General features: G+C 59.4%; 17 protein-coding genes and 1 pseudogene. 14 read left to right on the top strand and 4 right to left on the bottom strand.

The features are described 5' to 3' along the window. The 9 genes and pseudogenes from HMPREF2875_RS13780 to HMPREF2875_RS02595 form a co-directional block, all read left to right on the top strand. Positions 1–236: pseudogene (locus HMPREF2875_RS13780) on the top strand (HNH endonuclease); the annotation flags it as partial. Between the two features lie 1,095 nt (positions 237–1,331). After that, positions 1,332–1,970 carry a C40 family peptidase gene (locus HMPREF2875_RS02630; protein ID WP_070669973.1) on the top strand — a complete coding sequence of 213 codons (639 nt, stop codon included), beginning with the start codon at positions 1,332–1,334 and terminating at the stop codon, positions 1,968–1,970. A gap of 166 nt (positions 1,971–2,136) precedes the next feature. Next, a complete protein-coding gene (locus tag HMPREF2875_RS02625; protein ID WP_070669952.1) occupies positions 2,137–3,183 on the top strand; it encodes a C40 family peptidase in 1,047 nt (348 codons plus the stop codon). A gap of 3 nt (positions 3,184–3,186) precedes the next feature. Further along, positions 3,187–4,320: a glycosyltransferase family 4 protein gene (locus HMPREF2875_RS02620; protein ID WP_070669950.1), complete on the top strand. Its 1,134-nt coding sequence runs from the start codon at positions 3,187–3,189 to the stop codon at positions 4,318–4,320. Positions 4,321–4,343: 23 nt separating this feature from the next. Continuing rightward, positions 4,344–5,300 (top strand): ROK family protein, encoded by a 957-nt coding sequence (locus HMPREF2875_RS02615; RefSeq protein ID WP_070669948.1) that lies wholly within the window; start codon positions 4,344–4,346, stop codon positions 5,298–5,300. A gap of 67 nt (positions 5,301–5,367) precedes the next feature. Beyond that, entirely contained in the window at positions 5,368–6,114 is a 747-nt protein-coding gene (locus HMPREF2875_RS02610; protein WP_070669946.1) for a lysophospholipid acyltransferase family protein, read from the top strand. 3 nt (positions 6,115–6,117) lie between these two features. Next, complete coding sequence (locus HMPREF2875_RS02605) at positions 6,118–7,299, top strand: acyltransferase family protein (protein WP_070669944.1); 1,182 nt, start codon at positions 6,118–6,120, stop codon at positions 7,297–7,299. A 107-nt stretch (positions 7,300–7,406) separates the two neighbouring features. After that, complete coding sequence (locus HMPREF2875_RS02600) at positions 7,407–7,916, top strand: polyadenylate-specific 3'-exoribonuclease AS (protein WP_070669941.1); 510 nt, start codon at positions 7,407–7,409, stop codon at positions 7,914–7,916. Between the two features lie 60 nt (positions 7,917–7,976). Then, positions 7,977–9,365, top strand: a complete 1,389-nt coding sequence (locus HMPREF2875_RS02595; RefSeq protein ID WP_070669939.1) for a class II 3-deoxy-7-phosphoheptulonate synthase — start codon at positions 7,977–7,979, stop codon at positions 9,363–9,365. Positions 9,366–9,368: 3 nt separating this feature from the next. Here the strand turns inward: HMPREF2875_RS02595 and HMPREF2875_RS02590 are convergent, their stop codons facing one another. Continuing rightward, the gene (locus tag HMPREF2875_RS02590; RefSeq protein WP_070669937.1) at positions 9,369–10,607 is read right to left on the bottom strand and encodes a protein kinase domain-containing protein; all 1,239 of its coding nucleotides are present in this window, start codon (positions 10,605–10,607) and stop codon (positions 9,369–9,371) included. Between the two features lie 56 nt (positions 10,608–10,663). Between HMPREF2875_RS02590 and HMPREF2875_RS02585 the strand changes: the two genes are divergently transcribed. Beyond that, a complete protein-coding gene (locus tag HMPREF2875_RS02585) occupies positions 10,664–11,056 on the top strand; it encodes an Rv2175c family DNA-binding protein (RefSeq protein WP_371327549.1) in 393 nt (130 codons plus the stop codon). On the opposite strand, the gene HMPREF2875_RS02580 is transcribed toward HMPREF2875_RS02585, so the two are convergent. The 3 genes from HMPREF2875_RS02580 to HMPREF2875_RS02570 are packed head-to-tail and all read right to left on the bottom strand — an operon-like array spanning position 11,025 to position 14,267. Further along, positions 11,025–12,557 carry an alpha-(1->6)-mannopyranosyltransferase A gene (locus HMPREF2875_RS02580; protein WP_070669933.1) on the bottom strand — a complete coding sequence of 511 codons (1,533 nt, stop codon included), beginning with the start codon at positions 12,555–12,557 and terminating at the stop codon, positions 11,025–11,027. The two genes, HMPREF2875_RS02585 and HMPREF2875_RS02580, sit on opposite strands and share 32 nt — an antisense overlap. Before the next feature lies 1 nt (position 12,558). After that, positions 12,559–13,650: a polyprenyl synthetase family protein gene (locus HMPREF2875_RS02575; RefSeq protein ID WP_070669931.1), complete on the bottom strand. Its 1,092-nt coding sequence runs from the start codon at positions 13,648–13,650 to the stop codon at positions 12,559–12,561. 32 nt (positions 13,651–13,682) lie between these two features. Next, positions 13,683–14,267, bottom strand: coding sequence for a GNAT family N-acetyltransferase (locus tag HMPREF2875_RS02570; RefSeq protein ID WP_070669929.1), 585 nt, complete (start codon positions 14,265–14,267; stop codon positions 13,683–13,685). A gap of 258 nt (positions 14,268–14,525) precedes the next feature. Here HMPREF2875_RS02570 and HMPREF2875_RS02565 point away from each other — a divergent pair, with 258 nt between their 5' ends. The 4 genes from HMPREF2875_RS02565 to rsmH all read left to right on the top strand — a co-directional run bounded on the left by HMPREF2875_RS02565 (position 14,526) and on the right by rsmH (position 17,678). Further along, positions 14,526–14,969 (top strand): SAV_6107 family HEPN domain-containing protein, encoded by a 444-nt coding sequence (locus HMPREF2875_RS02565; protein WP_070669928.1) that lies wholly within the window; start codon positions 14,526–14,528, stop codon positions 14,967–14,969. Positions 14,970–15,136: 167 nt separating this feature from the next. Further along, the gene (locus HMPREF2875_RS02560) at positions 15,137–15,538 is read left to right on the top strand and encodes a DUF3040 domain-containing protein (protein WP_070669927.1); all 402 of its coding nucleotides are present in this window, start codon (positions 15,137–15,139) and stop codon (positions 15,536–15,538) included. A gap of 493 nt (positions 15,539–16,031) precedes the next feature. Beyond that, entirely contained in the window at positions 16,032–16,466 is a 435-nt protein-coding gene (gene mraZ, locus HMPREF2875_RS02555) for a division/cell wall cluster transcriptional repressor MraZ (RefSeq protein ID WP_010190539.1), read from the top strand. Between the two features lie 168 nt (positions 16,467–16,634). Beyond that, positions 16,635–17,678, top strand: a complete 1,044-nt coding sequence (rsmH, locus tag HMPREF2875_RS02550) for a 16S rRNA (cytosine(1402)-N(4))-methyltransferase RsmH (protein ID WP_141754549.1) — start codon at positions 16,635–16,637, stop codon at positions 17,676–17,678. Positions 17,679–17,719: the final 41 nt, after the last annotated feature.

Here is a 17,719-nt window from a genome sequence, read left to right as displayed (position 1 = left end):
TGTGGTTGTTGGCTGATGGCAGTTGGGTGACAACACAAGCTACGGGCCCGCTTGCACCCTCGATGCGCAGGTGGGCGCGCACTGTTGCCGAGGATGTTATGGCACACCGGGCAAAGATGCATGAAGACGCCAAAGCGTTGAAGGTGGAGTTAGATAGCGGTGAGATCGTGGAAGTCTTTGATATGACCGACCCGGCAGACCGCGACAACAGCAGCGGTGGCGATATTCCCTTCTAGAAGGTTGGGGCGGCGATGCGGCTGGCATGCTCGTCGAACTAAACGACGATGATGGTGAAGCGGGTGGGACCCGGCGAAAAGTGAGACTTGGGAATCGGTGATTTTTCCTATCGTCGTCAGAAACGACGACGCCGGCGGAAGGTTTATCTTTCCCCCCAGAACAAAGTTTCCTCGTTGCCGTAGACGACGAAAAGGTGGCGGCGCCATATTGAGAGAGGGAGATAGGAATCGTCGTCTAGAACGACGAGATAGGAAATGAGCGTATCGAGTATAAGGATCGTCGTTTCGTACGACGAAAAAGAGCGCTCGGCTGGGGGAGGGCAGGGTCGCTAGGTGGCTGTGGTCGGCTTCTTGTGGGTGTGTTTATGGCTGTGTGGCGCCCATATGCGCGGAGAAAATCGCTTGGATAAGGTCCGTAACCTTCTGTTTACCTGCGCATAACCTTCGCGATGTAAGTGCCCCGATGGGAATTTTGAGGCCCAGATCTCTGATTGGGGTGACGTGGGTGACAGGAAAACCGCTGGAAAACAGCACTTTTTCCGGTGGGAAAAGTGTGCCGGAAGGGTTATGTGGGGCCACTGGTACTTCAAATTACAGCCAGGTGACAAAGGTCACATTCTGAAATTCTCTTACGGATTTCAGTTGGAATTCTCCGCAATGGTCCGGTTGTTGTCGAGTCTTGTGGTGGCTTGTCGTCGCAGGTGGGAGGGTGTGAACGGTGGCGCTTGCGTGTTAATGGTGTCTGAGTTCTCGGGCCAGTCTCATTTGGGTTGACGTTTGGTAACAGGACGGTAACGGAGTGGGATTCGTGTTTCTGACTCGACATCGCTTGTGATGGTTTCGTAACCTATTCGAGACATTGAGTTACCGACACGGTGTACCAAGCACCGGTGCTCAATACGAACTGAAGATTTAAGCGCCGCGTCTGGCCCCTCCTAAAATTTGGGGGTCGAGCGGAGGTGGCCCTACAGGAATGGGTCACCGTCGAACGCTAGGCCCGCCCATGGGTCAGAGCTTTCGTTGCGCTCCGGGAGAACTACGTTCTGTGTGGAGGCGGCGAAGGTAGGCGCACTGGAAGATTTGGAGTTTGAATTCGTGGCTAAGCACCGTCGCCAGGGCAACCTGAACACCCGTCGCATTGCAACCACCGCTGCTGTCGCAGCAACCGCAGCCGTTACCGTACCGGCTGCCGCCAACGCCGCCGAGGTCGTCGTTCCGAACACTGACATTCGCTTCGAGGTCGCTGGCTTGGAGAACGTTCCGAACATCAAGCAGGTTCCGAACGTTGATAAGTACGTCCCGTCCCTGAAGTCCAACCAGGGCTCCGACTACGCTGCCTCCGTTGAGGTGCCGGTAGTGCAGGAAGCTCCAGCCCCTGCCCCGGTTAAGTCTGTTGGCGAGAAGGTCCTCGAGGCTGCTCGTTCCGCAGTCGGCTCTCCGTACGTTTACGGCGCCAACGGTCCGAGCGCTTTTGACTGCTCTGGTCTGACCTCCTGGGCTTACCGTCAGGCTGGCGTCGAGATCCCGCGCACCTCCCAGGCACAGGCATCTGCCGGCACCCAGGTTTCCCTGGATGCTCTTCAGCCGGGCGACATCATCGTTTACTACTCCGGTGCATCCCACGTTGGTATCTACACCGGCCATGGCACCATCATTGACGCGCTGAACACCGGCACCCCTGTGGGTGAGCGTTCTCTGAACTACATGCCGATCCACTCGGCTGTTCGCTTCTAAAAGACGGCCCAGAGGACATTTTTAACCCCTTCCGCCACACTCGTCACGTCGAAGATGAGAGTGGGGAAGGGGTTCCGCTATTGTTATTCGGTAGTCTTTTGTTTTCCCTTGGCTGAGGCTATACTTCAGTCAACTATTATTATTTTCTTAGGATCCTGGGGTGTCTATGTCGCGTCGCCGTCTTGCTTCTGTTATCACCGCATGTGCGGTGACGGCAGTCCCACTGACCGTTGTTGCTCCTTCGGTTGTCGCTCAGGAGGTTCAGCAGGAGGACGCGCCGGAGGATCTCGCGGGGCTCATCGAGCGTATGGCGGACGTCGCTCAGCGCGTGTCCGCCAAAGGCGAGGAGGTCAAGGGCCTCGAGGATGAGATCGAGAAGACCGAAAAGCGAATTGGCGAACTCGATGAACAGGCAGCGGGAGCTCAGCGCAACGCTGATGAGGCCACCGCAGCAGTAGCGGAACAACAGAAGCACATTGATGCGTTAGCGCAAAAGCGCTATCGGCGTAACGCGGCGTCGCCAATCGCAGCGGCGCTCGATGCTGAAGATGTCGCTAGCGCTGTGGAGCGCATGGGCTACCTTGGTGCGTTATCGAAGGCTGCTAAACGTGAAGAAGAGGCCATGGTGGCCGCCTCCACAGCGGCTGATTCTACTCACCGGGAAGCGGTCGATGCGGCTGAGGAGGCACGCCGTACCCGTGATGATTTGCAGGCCAAGCGTACGGCCCTCATGGAGGAGCAATCTGAGCTCGAAGAACAACAGAAAGAGCTTGAAGAGAAGGTAGATTCTCTCAGTCCTGAGGCACGCCAGGCATGGGTTGAGCACTTTGGCGGCCTTTCCGATATTGACCTTGCTGCCCTTGCGGATGGTTCTGGCTCTGCTGCCGTGCAGGCGGCAATGACTCGTCTGGGCGCGCCGTATGGTTGGGGTTCTGCAGGGCCGGACACCTTCGATTGCTCAGGTCTGATGGTGTGGAGCTATAAGCAAATGGGCAAGAGTATTCCGCGCACGTCGCAGGCGCAGATCGCTGGCGGCACGCCGGTGCCGCTGGATCAGTTGCAGCCAGGTGACATTGTGGGCTACTACCCAGGTATTACTCACGTGGGCATGTATATCGGCGATGGCCAGGTGGTTCATGCATCGACGTACGGTGTTCCGGTTGCTGTGGTGCCCCTTAATTCCATGCCAGTTCAGGGCGCTGTCCGGTACTAGCGCATGTCACGGACACTCCTGGTCACGAATGATTTCCCGCCCACCATTGGGGGAATTCAGTCCTACCTGCGAGATTTCCTCCGCACTCTGGACCCGCGGGACGTCGTAGTTTTTGCCTCAACCCAGGATGCGGATGCAGCCGCTGATTACGACAAGTCGGTGGACTATACGGTGGTGCGCTGGCCGCGTAAGGTGATGCTGCCGACCCCGGCCACGGCCCGTGAAATGCAGCGCCTCATCCGTAAACATGACATCGAGACTGTGTGGTTTGGTGCGGCGGCTCCTCTCGCGCTGATGGCATCCGCGGCACGGAAAGCTGGGGCGCGTCGCATCGTGGCGACGACGCACGGACACGAAGTGGGCTGGTCTATGTTGCCTGGGGCCCGCCAGGCGCTGCGCCGGATTGGAGACACATCTGATGTTGTCACCTACATTTCGGAGTACACCCGCCGTCGATTGACTAGGGCCTTTGGCCCACACCCGCGGTGGGTACACCTGCCGTCCGCGGTAAGCCTCGAGGACTTTGTGCCCGCAACGGAGACACAGAAGGACAATGCGCGCCAGTATTTTGGCTTGGGTAAAGGTCCCGTCATCGTATGTATCTCACGGTGGGTGCCACGCAAAGGCCAGGACCAACTGCTGCGCGCCATGCCGCGAGTACGGCAGACTTATCCGGATGCTCAGCTGCTTATTATTGGCCGTGGAAGCTATGGGTCCACACTGCGGGTTCTAGCGAAGCAGTACTGTCCTGATGCTGTGCTTAGAGAAGCGAGGGACAGCGAAGAATTGCTCATGGCACTGCATGCAGCAGATATATTTGCCATGCCGGCTCGTACCCGCGGGGGAGGGCTCGACGTCGAAGGCTTGGGAATCGTCTACCTCGAGGCGCAGGCGGCGGGCCTGCCGGTCATCGCGGGGGATTCCGGTGGCGCCCCGGAGACTGTCACCCCAGAGTCGGGCGTTGTGGTGCGAGGAGCGGTGCTTGCGGAGTTGGAGGAAGCGGTGGCGCGGCTGCTTGGCGACGTCCCCCTGAGGCACCGCATGGCGATCTCCGGACGCCGCCACGTGGAGGAGCACTGGACGTGGGAAATTATGGGAGCGCGTCTGCGCGAGGTTCTTGAATGTGACCGGAGCTAAGCCGACGGTATATCCTACTAGTCATGCTTGAACACTCTCCCTCGGCCGACGGCGACCACACTGGCCTCACCATTGGTTTCGATATCGGCGGCACCAACCTTCGTGCTGCAGTCATCGATGCAGCTGGAGAGATTGTAGATTCCACAAGCGTGCCCACAGCCACCGATGCTGGCCAGCTGGAAGATGACATCGTTCGGTGCGTAGAGGAACTTTCAGCTCGACATGACATCACCGCGGTAGGACTCGCCCTCGCCGGGTTCCTGGATCCTGACTGCGAAGTGGTGCGTTTTGCTCCGCACCTGCCGTGGCGTGACGCCGCTGTGCGCGAGACGTTGAGCAAGCGAATAGACGTACCGGTCCGCTTGGAACACGATGCCAATTCGGCTGCGTGGGGCGAGTGGCGTTTCGGCGCCGGCCGCGGTGCCAAGGAATGGGTCTTTTTTGCCGTGGGTACGGGCATCGGCGCTACGTTATTTACCGAGGGGCGCATCTACCGAGGAGCGTTCGGGACTGCCCCCGAGTTCGGGCACCTGGTTGTCAACCCCGGCGGACGCTTATGCTCCTGTGGCAAGCGCGGTTGCTTGGAGCGCTACGCGTCCGGCACGGCGCTGCCGGACACCTTCGCAGAATTGCGTGGGAAGTATGAGACCGCGCTTCCTAACAAGCCCTCCGGTGAGGACATCACGGCTGCGGCTCGTCAAGGAGATCCGCTGGCCACAGCCGTCATGGAGGACTTCGGGCAGTGGCTCGGCCAGGGTCTGTCTATGGTGGCGGACGTGCTCGATCCAGAGCTCATTATCATCGGTGGAGGCGTCTCGCAGGACGCAGATTTATTCCTCGATGTGGCCCGTGAGCGCATGGCACAACAGATTGTCGGTGCCGGTCACCGCCCCGTGGCGCGCGTCGCGACCGCCGAGTTGGGCTCGGCGGCAGGTATGATCGGTGTCGCAGATCTCGCCCGTCAGGAGCGCCGAGGTTAACACCGTATACTTGCCCTTCGTGGAGTCATCCGCGGGGCCGGCACAACCAGAGATAGGACTATAAGCGATGCGAAACAAGTGGTATTGGGCTTTTAAGCACATTTTCTTTGGGCCTGCCTTGCGGGTATGGAACCGCCCTTGGTCTGAGGGTATGGAACGCATTCCAGAGTCCGGCCCGGCCATCTTGGCTTCCTCGCATCAGGCAGTAATGGATTCTTTCTACTTTCCGCTGTTGTGCCCGCGGCAGATCACCTTCCTGGCAAAGAGCGAATACTTTACTACCCCCGGACTGGTGGGACGTGTGCAGAATTGGTTCTTTAGCTCCGTGGGCCAGGTGCCGATTGACCGTGTGGATAAGAACGCTAGCGATGCCATGTTGAGCAGCGCGCAGCGCATCATGGGGCGCGGCGATCTGTTTGGTATCTACCCAGAAGGCACGCGGTCGCCGGATGGCCGCATCTATAAGGGCCGCACCGGCATGGCCCGCATTGCGCTGACCACTGGGGAGAAGGTCCTGCCGATTGCCATGATCAATACGCGAAAGGCAAACCCCATTGGTACGTGGATTCCGCGTCCGGTGCGCGTCGGCATGCGCGTGGGCGAGCCCATCGATCCCACCGCGTGGGCAGCAGAACGTGGCCTTGATCCAGAGGATCACGACACTGCCCGCGCCTTCACGGACTATGTGATGAAGCAGTTGGCGGAGTTGACGGGGCAGCCATATGTGGATGTCTATGCCTCTGATGTCAAGGCATCCCTGCAAGCTGGACACGGCTACCCGGAAGGGGCCGAGCCCGGTTCGGAGGCGCAGTAATCTGTGAGCTCTTCTCTCTCTCAACGCCTTGCCTGGCCTGATGTAGCGAAAGGAATATCCATTCTTGGCGTGGTTTTGCTCCACGTCACCTTAGTCGTGCCTGAAGCCCAAGATACGTGGCTGGCCGCCTTTAATATGTGGCTGGATCCGTTGCGCTTGCCTTTGTTCTTCCTCGTCAGTGGCTACTTTTCCCAGAAGGTCTTTCGCTTTAGCTTTGCCGAGCTTGTCACGCGGCGTCTGTGGTACTTCTTTGTGCCCTATGTGGTGTGGATGCTCATTGAGCAGCAGACAAAACGAGTGGAGTATCACTGGGTCTTCGGGGATCCAATTTTTGACCCGAACCAGATGCTGGCTAGTCTTCTCGTCGGCCACTCCATGGCGTGGTTCCTCTATGCGCTTATTCTGTTCAATCTCTTCTTGTGGTGTGTGCGCACGCTCCCGGGATGGTTGGGGCTTTTATTGAGCTTTTTCCCAATCGTTTTCATGGCGTGGCAAGCGGAGTTTCAGTCTATCGCCAAGGCGGTCATGTTCCTGCCCGTGTTCGTGGCAGCGGCCTACTTCCGTGACGCGATTGCGGCCTTCGCCGATGCCTTAGAGGCGCCGTTTAAGGGGCGCTGGGGACAGCAGGCTTTTTGGGCTTATTCGGGCATGATGGTCGCCTACGCTGTAGGTTTCTTTATTCGTCGCGCCTGGGACCAGCGAGCTAACCCCGTGGAGGTGGCGTGGCCGCTTCCTGGCGCGGAGGTGTTGGCGGACCAGGACCTTCATATTCTGGTGCGCATGGTGGAGCAGTTCTTTGAGGTTCCCGTGGGTATCGCCGTGGCGGTGGCTGTCTCCTATATTCCAGCAGTGTCGACGGGGCTTAGATTCATCGGCGCACACACGCTCCCGATTTATCTGGGGCATCCGATTGGTCTGACTGTCCTGTATGGCTTCCCCATGGCGCTCTACCCACGAGACGTGTCTTTGACAGGGCAGTGGCCGTTGGATAATACGTGGTTCTGGCTGAGCATGTGCGTGGTCTACGCGGGGCTGGCGTCACTGACGCTGTGGGCCTTGGGCAAGATTCCGGTGGTGGGCTGGTCGCTGAAGCCGCCGGCGTTGGGACGTCGCCAAGCAGAGCCCGTTGAGCCACTGGACAACCACGATGCTGCGGCCATGAGCAGCTTGGTGACGAGGAAATAGTCGTTCCCGGGAATCTCCGCCACCAGGTCCAGGACATGTGTGGTAGCGGCGCTGAGTATAGGCCCCTGTGACAATGGGGAAGGGAAGAGAGACTAGGATACGAAACCGTGCGCTACTTCTACGACACCGAGTTCATCGAGGACGGATCAACCATCGAGTTGGTCTCCATCGGCATCGTGGGCGAAGACGGTAGCGAATACTATGCCGTATCCACCGATTTCGACCCCTCCAAGGCGAACGCCTGGGTACGTGAGAACGTCCTGGACAAGCTGCCGAGCCCCGGGAACCCGGTATGGAAGTCCCGCGCCACGATCCGTGAGGAACTCCTCGAGTTTATGGGCGGCCACTCCAGCCCCATTGAGCTGTGGGCATGGGTCGGCGCCTATGACCATGTGGTCTTGGCCCAGCTCTGGGGCGACATGGCTGGGCTGCCAAAGGGAATGCCGCGCTATACGCGCGAGCTGAAGCAGTATTGGGAGTTTGCTGGCCGCCCCACGCTGCCGCCAGTGCCGAATGGGAATCACGATGCGCTTGTCGACGCCCGCCATAACCTCGCCAAGTTCCGCACCTGTGAGCAACACCTGCCGTTGAGCCGTGGCAACCGCGTGAATCTATAAGGTGGGGTAATCGGGGGATTAACTAACGCACTATAGGTGCGAGATGGTTTAATACTGGGTGTGAGTTGGACAGTAGATATTCCCAAAGAAGTACTCCCTGATCTGCCACCGCTGCCGGAGGGGATCAACGAGAAGTTCCAGGATGCCATTGCCCGCGAGGCCAAACAGCAGCCCAGCTGGGACCAGCTGCAGGCAGACAACGTGCGCAAGATTCTGGAGTCGGTCCCACCCATCGTCGTGGCTCCGGAGATTGAGGAGCTCAAGCGCAAGCTTGCCGACGTCGCCTTGGGCAAGGCCTTCCTCCTCCAGGGCGGCGACTGCGCAGAGACCTTTGAATCCAACACTGAGCCGCACATTCGCGGCAACATCAAGACCTTGCTGCAGATGGCCGTGGTCTTGACCTATGGCGCGTCTACCCCGGTGGTGAAGCTGGGCCGTATTGCTGGCCAGTACGCGAAGCCGCGTTCCTCCGATCTCGATGCGAACGGCCTGTACAACTACCGCGGTGACATCGTCAACGGCGTCGAAGCCAATGAGGAGTCTCGCCGCCACGACCCGGCCCGCATGATTCGTGCCTACGCAAACTCTTCGGCCGCGATGAACCTGGTTCGTTCCCTCACGCACTCCGGCACCGCGGACCTGTACCGCCTGCATGAGTGGAACCGTGAATTCGTGGCAAACTCGCCGGCGGGCGCCCGCTACCAGGCTTTGGCCGATGAGATTGAAAACGGCCTGGCGTTCATGAATGCCTGTGGAGTGTCCGATGAAACCTTGCGCTCGGCGGAGATCTACTGTTCCCACGAAGCCCTGTTGAAGGACTACGAGCGCTCCATGCTGCGATTGGGTACGGATTTCAATGGGGAAACCAAGCTCTATGACTTGTCTGCACACCAGTTGTGGATTGGTGAGCGTACTCGCGGTATCGAGGACTTCCACGTCGCGTTTGCCTCCATCATTGGCAATCCGGTGGGCATCAAGCTGGGCCCAGGTGTGACGCCGGAGCAGGCAGTGGAGTACGCGGAGAAGCTGGACCCGAACCGTGAGCCGGGTCGACTCACCATGATTGCTCGTATGGGCCACGACAAAGTGCGCTCCGTTCTGCCTCCGATTGTCAAGGCAGTGGAGGAGTCGGGCCACAAGGTGGTCTGGCAGTCGGACCCGATGCACGGCAACACCTTCACCGCGTCCAACGGCTACAAGACGCGCCACTTCGACAAGATTGTCGATGAGGTTCAGGGCTTCTTCGAGGTTCACCGCGAGCTGGGTACCCACCCGGGCGGCGTGCACCTCGAGTTCACCGGTGAGGACGTGACCGAGTGCCTCGGTGGCGCTGAGGACATCACGGACGTGGATCTGCCGGGACGCTACGAGTCTGCCGTGGATCCGCGTTTGAACACCCAGCAGTCGCTGGAGTTGTCCTTCCTCATCGCGGAGATGCTGCGCAACTAGAAGCTAGTACGGTCTCCAGAGAATCGGCCACGTGCCGTATTCTCCGGAGCCAAACCACCACGCCGCCACCGCAACGGCGAGCGTGGCGAGGCTAACGAGGAGAAGGAATCCGACAAGGGAGATCGCGCTGCGGTTGGTCAGCGGGCGTTCCTCGGGCTCTTCTTCGGCACCGGCAGGAGCGTAGGGCTCCTCGACCGCGGCCGGCGGCTCAGCTGGAGGGGGAGCCACGGGCGGTTCGACGCGTGTCTCGAAGTCTGGTGCCGCTGGCTGGGGCGCGTCAGGTCGCGGAGTGTTGAGCGCCGAGGTTGCCTCGAAGACTCGGGTATTGCCTGTGCCGGCAAAGTCCGTGGGTACCGCGGCGGTGCGGGCAGCGGCCGAATTGTGGGGGATGGGGACTGTAAAGGCCGGCAGCTGTAGCTCGCGGGAGACATCGTCTAGGGCATCGAGGAACTCACCTGCATCGGCGAAACGCTCGGCGGGGTGGCGTGCCGTGGCGGTGGCCACGAGGGCGTCGAAAAGCATCGGCACGCCTTCGATACGTGAGGAAGGCGCGGGAACATCCGCGTGAACGCGGGCGGTGGCATGAGCCAGCGGGGTCTCGCCGCTGAAGGGAACCGTGCCTGTGAGTAGCTCGAAGAGGACAATTCCCGCCGAGTAGACGTCAGACGCCGGTGTGATGTCCGCGCCGGTAACCTGCTCCGGGGAGAGGTAGCTGACGGTGCCGACAATCTGGCCGGAGCTATCGTGATCCGCACTCGCCGAGCGTACGAGACCGAAGTCACCTACTTTGACGCGGTGCGTGTTCGTGATGAGCACATTATCCGGCTTGATATCGCGGTGTACGAGTCCCGCGTCGTGGACTTCGCTGAGTCCTGCCAGGACCGAATGCATGACACCAGCGGCGGCATGCGGTGGCATGGGACCGCGCTCGGCGAGAAGCTCGCGCAGGGTGCCGCCGGTGATGAGCTCCATAATGAGATAGATGGGCAGACCATCGGAAGAGAAGTCATGCACAGCCACCAGGTTGGGGTGGCTCAGCTGCGCCATGGCACGGGCCTCGCGCTCGAAGCGAGTGACGAAAACGGGGTCATCGTGATAGCGCTCATCCATGACCTTGGCAGCGACTGCGCGGCCTAAACGCATATCCACGCAGCGGTACACAGTGGACATGCCGCCGCGGGCGATCGGCTGATCGATGCGATAGCGTCCTTCAAGAATGTCGCCCACGTTCAGCCTTGTCATGGGTTCCAGTATGGTCGATCCTCTCCTCAAAGTGTGATCCCGCTACAGTTGTGTCTGTGACTAATTCTGCGAACCCTGAAGAGAATTCCCATCCCGAGCTGGCAGAGCTTCTTGCGGGTGAGGAGCTGCTGACGCTCAAAGACGTGGCTGAGAAGCTGGATCTTCCCATTACCCGCGTCTTTGACTTGCTCAATGCCCGCAAGTTCATTGCCTGGCGTGACCCGGAGGGCAACCGTCTAGTTCCCGCGTCCTTCTTTAACTCAAAGGGCGTCATTTCCAAGTACGTCTCGGGCGTGATTACTGTGCTTTCGGACAACGGATGGCACGATAACGAAATCCTCGCGCACCTCTTTACTGAGGATGACTCGTTGCCGGGACGTCCCATCGATGGATTGCATGGCCACCTCGCGCGCGAGGTTATTCGGCGCGCGCAGGCTTCGGCCTTTTAATCGTCGGCGTTTTAGACGCCGACCTGGCAGGAATACCGGCAAAGATCCACTGCGTGGCGCTCCACGCTACGACCACCATGCCGATAACCCAGAACCAGTTGTAGAGCTGGTGGTTTCCGTCACCAGCAAAGGCAACTCCAATGAAGAAGGTGACGCCCGTGGCTAGCTTGAGGATGGGCAGCGGCGGGCGGAACGTGCCCATTAGCGTGGACACTGAGGCGTAGTACCAGGGCAGCGTGACGGAGTTAAAGACGAATGCCACCTGGTAGGCCGCCGCCGTGGCGGCGATGGCTCGGCGCACGCCGGTGCGCCCCCACCACCACACCAAGACGAGCCCGAGCAGCATGAGGACCATGCCAGCAGAACGCAACACTCCGAGCACGCCGTTGTAGGTCGTGTCGGGTGAGAAGAATTGGATGAGGGGCACGAGGACGTCGGCAAGCAGCGTCGGCCCCGCCAACGGGTTGATCACCTTGGAGTTGCCGCTGATCTGTGAGAGCCAGCCCCACGAGCTTCCCGACGCCCACGTGATCACCGCAACCGCTGACGCGACCTCAGCCACGGCAATGATTCCGGACAGAAGGAAAATACCGACTCGTTTGAGCGCCTTCGTCCCTTCCGGTGCCCAGTGGTGAACCATGAGCCACACGATGAACGGCGCGGCGAACACGGCCGTCGCTTTGAGCGAGACTGCAATGCCCACGAGCAGGAGGCTGGCATGAAACTTGTGGTGGACCGCCGCGAGAAGCCCAAGCGAGACCAAGCCGACCATGACGGATTCGTTGTGCATGCCGCCGATCAGATGCAGAATCATGACGGGGTTGGCCACACCCAGCCACAACGCCAATGCGGGATCCCCGCCGATAGCGCGGGCTAGACGCGGGATGGACCAAGCGATGGCAGCGAAGCCGATGACGGAAACGATCTTGTAGACGATGATGCCGGCGGCAACGTGATCACCAACCAGCTGTGTGACGCCCTTGCCCATCCACAAATGCAGCGGCCCATAGGGCGTGGTGGTATTGCGCCAGTCGTGGGACACTTCCAAGAGGAATGGCCCGGGGTTGACCGCGGCACCTTCGGTGTAGGGATCGAAGCCGTCCCGCACCATGGCTCCCTGCATGAGATAGGAATAGACATCCCGGGACGCGAGTGGTGCGGCTATGAGCAAGGGAGCAATCCAGCTGAGCAACATACGTTGGATGTCGCGCAGACCGCCCTCCGGTTTCGGATCCGTGAGCTGCGGAGCAATGACGTGGCGCCCAGCCAGGACCCACGCACCGACAAGACCGAAGAGGCCAATCCAATACAGGACCATGCCGATGTTGCGGCCGTGTCCGTAAGCAAGGAAGCCAATATTGAGCGCCTCCAAGACGCCGCCCCGGTTGCGGGTAGCGCCGCCGGAGAAGGACGCCAACGCCAGAATGATGCTGGCGACAATGCCCAAGGGAAGCGGGTTGGGGATGCGTAGGGCAATACGCGTGGATGTGCGGGCAGCCATGTTACATCCGGCGGGCGGTGGATTTGCGGGCAAGATCCTCCAGCGTTGCAGTCACATCTGGAGAGACGTGGGCGTCGTACAAGTGCGACAGACCCGACTGTGTCAGCTCGGTGATACGCTGCTCGACGACGTCCGGCGCTCCCGACTCAGCGATAATCTCAGCCATACGCGAAATCTCATCGGGGTCTTCGGTCTGGCCAATGAGACGACGAAGCTCTGCCGCGGCGACGGGGTCAGTGGCATCCGTGCGCTGCAGCGCTAGGGAGAGCAACACGGTGCGCTTGCCCTCGCGGAGATCGTCACCGGCAGGTTTACCGGTAATAGCGGGGTCTCCAAAAACGCCGAGAAGGTCATCACGAAGCTGAAAGGCGATACCAATATCGCGGCCGTAGCCGCGGAAGGCAGCGATGAGCTCCTCCGATGCCCCTGCCACAGCCGCACCAAGGTGGAGTGGGCGTTCGATGGTGTAGGCGGCCGTCTTAAATCGGTTCACGGAATCCGCCAAGGAGGCATCCTCGGAGCCCTCAGCCTCGAGTGAGATATCCAGCATCTGGCCCCCGATAACCTCGCGGCGCATACCGCGCCAAGGCTCGCGCACGCGAGCAAGTGCCTCAGGGCTCAGACCTGAATCCTGGAGCATGTCTTCTGCCCAGACCAGTGCCATATCGCCGATGAGGATGGCGAGAGATTGGCCGAAGAAATCTGCGTCTCCATTCAATTCCAATTCGCGATGGCGGGCAGCGACTCCTCGGTGAACGGTGGGGTTCCCGCGCCGGGTATCGGAGGCATCCACAATGTCATCGTGGATAAGCGCGCACGCTTGAATGAACTCGAGTGAGGAGGCAGCGCGCAGCATTGCCTCCGGCGATTCCGATCCCTCCAGACCATGTGCGCCCACGAAGCCGGCCCAGGCATAGAGCGGGCGGATGCGTTTTCCACCATTAAGAACAAAGGATTCCAAGTAGGAGATGGCGTGGGTTACCGGCTGGCCAATAACGGCGATGGAGTCGCGCTGTCCGTCGAGAAAGAAGGCAAGCTCAGCGCGCACGGCAGCGGGGATATCGTCCAGGGTAGGAATCTTCGGTTCAGTCACACTTGTCACGATACCTGGCAGGGGCGAGCAGGTTAAGCGCCAGGTTGGGTGGTGTCGACGGGTGTGAGCGGTACGGAGGACTGCAGGATAGCGAAAGGCCGTGAATCGGCAGGGTAGTAGAGCTGGCGCAGGAAATCTGTAAAGCCCATGCGGCGATATAAGCGGAAGGCGGAGTTGGCTTCGCCTGGATGCTCGGGCGTGGATAAGAGGATGTAGCGCGCCGGCAGATTCCAAGCGAGGGCTTCGAGAATGCTGCGGCCAAGACCGTGGCCCTGTTCTGCTGGGCGGACGTGGATTTCTGCGAGCTCAAAATAGTTATGGAGGATGTCCTCCTGTTCCGGGCTGGGGCCGCCAATAGTCATCAATGCACGACGGAGCTGCCTATCCCACCACGTATCAGGGGAGCCCAAGAAACCGTAGGCAAAGCCGGAGATTCCGTACTCGGTGGTGGCGACCACGCAGGAAAAACCTGGCCGCATGAGGTCTGACTTCCAGCGCGCGATCGAGTTGTCACGCATGGCCTCTGAGTAGCCCATGGCCTCGATATAGATGTCTACCAACTGTGGAAGGGCAATCGCGAACTCTTGGGGGCTCAAACGGCGCAGCGTATAACTCACAGTTCTAATAACAACAGATCCGTACAGCCGGCGAAAGTGGAACCGAAAAATGAAGGTTGGAGTCGTCGCGTTAGCGTTCGAAAAACGAGGAATAATTTACTTAAACCGTTGCAAGATTCGAACACGTGGACTAATGTTAGGGGTGGATGTACGGAGGCGGTCCTACAGTGAGTCGCAGAAGCTTAGGGAAACGTCACAGGTGAGTGTCTCGGGCACACAGCCAGTAGGTGCGGTTATGGCAAACAAGGAGGAGTGGTCATGGCACAGGTAATTTCAGCAACAGCGGCAGCGCGGGGGCGTAGGCGAGAGTCAATGCAAAGTGTCCGGCGCGATCGCTTTCTAACTCAGGCCCTTGATTTGCTGGCGGATGCCCGCTCAAGTGCCGCGCAGGGTCGCTTTGAAGACGCTCTAGAGATGGCTTATCGTGCGTCGCTGCGTGCAGCTGGGGCGCGGGTAGCAGCATCGTCGGTGTCTCGGCGTCGCCGTCTGCCTACTTCTGCATGGGAGCAGGTTGCCCTCGTAGGTCCGGCGGACGCTCAGTGGGCGGCAGAGTTTAAGGAGTACTCGCGGGTGCGTTCTCGTGTGGCGTCGGGAATGGATCCAGTTCCTCATGAGGATGCTGTCTATGAGTATTTGGCGCTGTCTGCGCGATATGTCGACGCGACCGAATCTGAACTCGGTTTCGGTGGCTTGGCTGCGTAGTGGGATTAGCTGCAGTTGGCAGTTATTTTTGTGATCGTGGTGACGTAGTAGCCGGGCGCAGGGAGACGGACTGTCTTTGCGGGAACTATCTCGCTACTCTTGACGTTATAGAGGTAGACATTCCCTAAAAAGACATCATTTACCCGAATCTCACTACGGAGGACGCTGTGGCCCTTTCTGAGCAAGAACAGCAAGCACTGCGTGAAATTGAGCAGTCGCTGCTGGCCAATGACCCCGACTTTGGTGCGTCTGTAACTGGTGATTCCTCCTTTGGCGGGGGATCCGGTGCCATTACCCTCCGTGGAGTGGCACTCGTTGTCGTCGGCCTGTGTATGATGGTGGGCGGTATCGCTCTCGCGCAGCAGTCGCTATGGTTTATCGCACTCTCCATTCTCGGCTTCCTTGTGATGTTTGGTGCAGGTGTCTGGATGCTGCGTGGAAACTCTGGAGACTCCTTGGTGTCTGTTTCCACTGCCTCTTCGTCCCGTCCCCAGCAGTCGAAGAAACGACATGGTGGTATGGGCGATCGTTTGGAAGATAACTTCCGCCGTCGTTTTGAGGAGCGTTAAGAGCTCTCACTAGCTTTCTAGCGCCGTACTACTTTGCGGTGATGACGTTAGTCATCGCATGCAGAGTGGTGCGGCGCTTTTGTGTTTTGTCGGGCGCCTCACTTTGCCCCACATTCCCCACTTTGCCCCACTGGGTTGATAGTGGGGGTGCTGACGCTCGTGTTTATTGGATGCTTGGGGGTCAACCTTCGGGTGATTCTGCAGGAAAGGGAGAGCTGTAGAGGGAAGTGTGGGTAAAGCTACTTAAGTTACATGTGATTCTAAAGTGCTAGGTGGGGTTATCTGGGGGACGTGTCAAGAGGGTGTTGGGGAATTTCCCCCACCGAAAAACAGGCTATTTATCTGCGATAATCGTGAGACACGCGCGTGTAATTTGCCTTCAAAGTGTGGAAGGTGGGGGAAAGTGGGGTAGAGTGGGGCGTAGCGGAGGAGAGTTGATCTCCTGTCGCGAGAGGAATCCGGAGTTTTCGAGTGACAGGAAGGTGGACCCGGGATGTTTCTCGGTACCTACACTCCCAAGCTCGACGACAAAGGGCGGCTCACGCTTCCGGCGAAGTTTCGTGAAGAACTGGCCGGTGGCCTCATGGTCACCAAGGGGCAGGATCATTCGCTCGCGGTGTATCCGCGGGAGGAGTTCGCGGCACGAGCTAGGAAAGCGGCGGCTGTGTCACGTACCAACCCAGACGCGCGTGCGTTTATCCGTAACTTGGCTGCGAGTGCGGACGAGCAACGTCCTGACGGGCATGGGCGTATCACGTTGTCCGCGGGTCATCGCGAATACGCAAACCTCACCAAGGAGTGCGTAGTCGTTGGCTCAGTTGATTTCCTCGAAATCTGGGACGCAGCCGCGTGGGCTGAGTACCAGGCGCAAACTGAAGACGCTTATTCGGCAGCAGATGCCGACGACGTGCTTGCCGGCCTCTTGTAAGGGCCGGGACAACGAGAGTGCGTGTACGGACTCTGCCCGAGGAAGATGATCTGGTGTACTTCCCCGACATCAGAAGCCTTCCTCGGACAGGGCCCTATACGCACTCAATCTTTATCGACCAAACCAGACAGCGAACTCAGGCGCCTTGAGGAAGGGGGACAGCGGGCTGTGGCACAGGATGAGACCATCACCTACGACGTGAACGATAATCACGGTCACGTACCCGTCATGCGTGAGCGCATGGCGCAGTTGCTGGCACCCGCAGTTGAGGCCGCAGGGGAAAACGCCGTCATCGTGGATGGCACTCTGGGGGCGGGTGGTCACAGCGAGTACTTCCTCCAAAAGTTCCCTTCCGTGCGCATCATTGGCGTGGATAGGGATGGGCAATCATTAAGTAATGCTTCGCAGCGTCTCTCTGCCTTCCCAGAGCGCTTTGTTGGCGTTAATGCCCGTTTCGATGAGGTTGGTGGCGCCATTGCAAACGGTGAGGGTGAGATCTTTGCCATCGCCCGGGAACATGGCATTGCCGGGGCGCTGTTTGATCTTGGCGTGTCCTCCATGCAGCTCGACCAGGTTGACCGTGGCTTTGCGTACAAAACGGATGCGCCGCTGGATATGCGCATGGATCCGAGCCAGGGGATAACGGCTGCAGATGTACTCAATACCTACAGCCACGGGGACCTCGCTCGCGTGCTGAAAACTTATGGCGATGAGCGCTTTGCTGGCAAGATTGCCTCCGCAGTGCTCAAAGAACGGGACAAGGAACCGTTTACCACGTCTGCCCGTCTCGTCGAGTTACTGTATGACGTTATTCCGGCAGCCACTCGCCGCACCGGCGGGCACCCAGCGAAACGTACTTTTCAGGCGCTGCGCGTGGAGGTTAACCGGGAACTTGAGGCCATCGAGCAGGTTATTCCCGTCATTACGGACGCTCTCTCTGTTGGTGGGCGCGCGGTGTTCATGAGCTATCAGTCTCTCGAAGATCGCATAGTGAAGCAGGCCTTCAAAGAGCTCAGCACCTCCACCACTCCGGCAGGTTTGCCGATGGATCTTCCTGGAACTGCCGCCCACTATTCCATTGTGACGCGTGGTGCGGAAAAGGCTAGCGAGGAAGAGATTGCTGAAAACTCGCGGGCCGCGTCAGTACGCGTTCGCGCCTTGGAACGAGTGGATGGAACCCCATCGTTCCATGACTCGGGAGGAACATCATGACGCTTCGAGACCGCACAGCCCCTTCCCGCCACTACGAGAGG

It is taken from the genome of Corynebacterium sp. HMSC078H07 (assembly GCF_001812805.1).
Lineage (GTDB): Bacteria > Actinomycetota > Actinomycetes > Mycobacteriales > Mycobacteriaceae > Corynebacterium.
The sequence above is the reverse complement of the archived record's forward strand: the minus strand, read 5'-3'. Positions and strand labels throughout refer to the sequence as shown.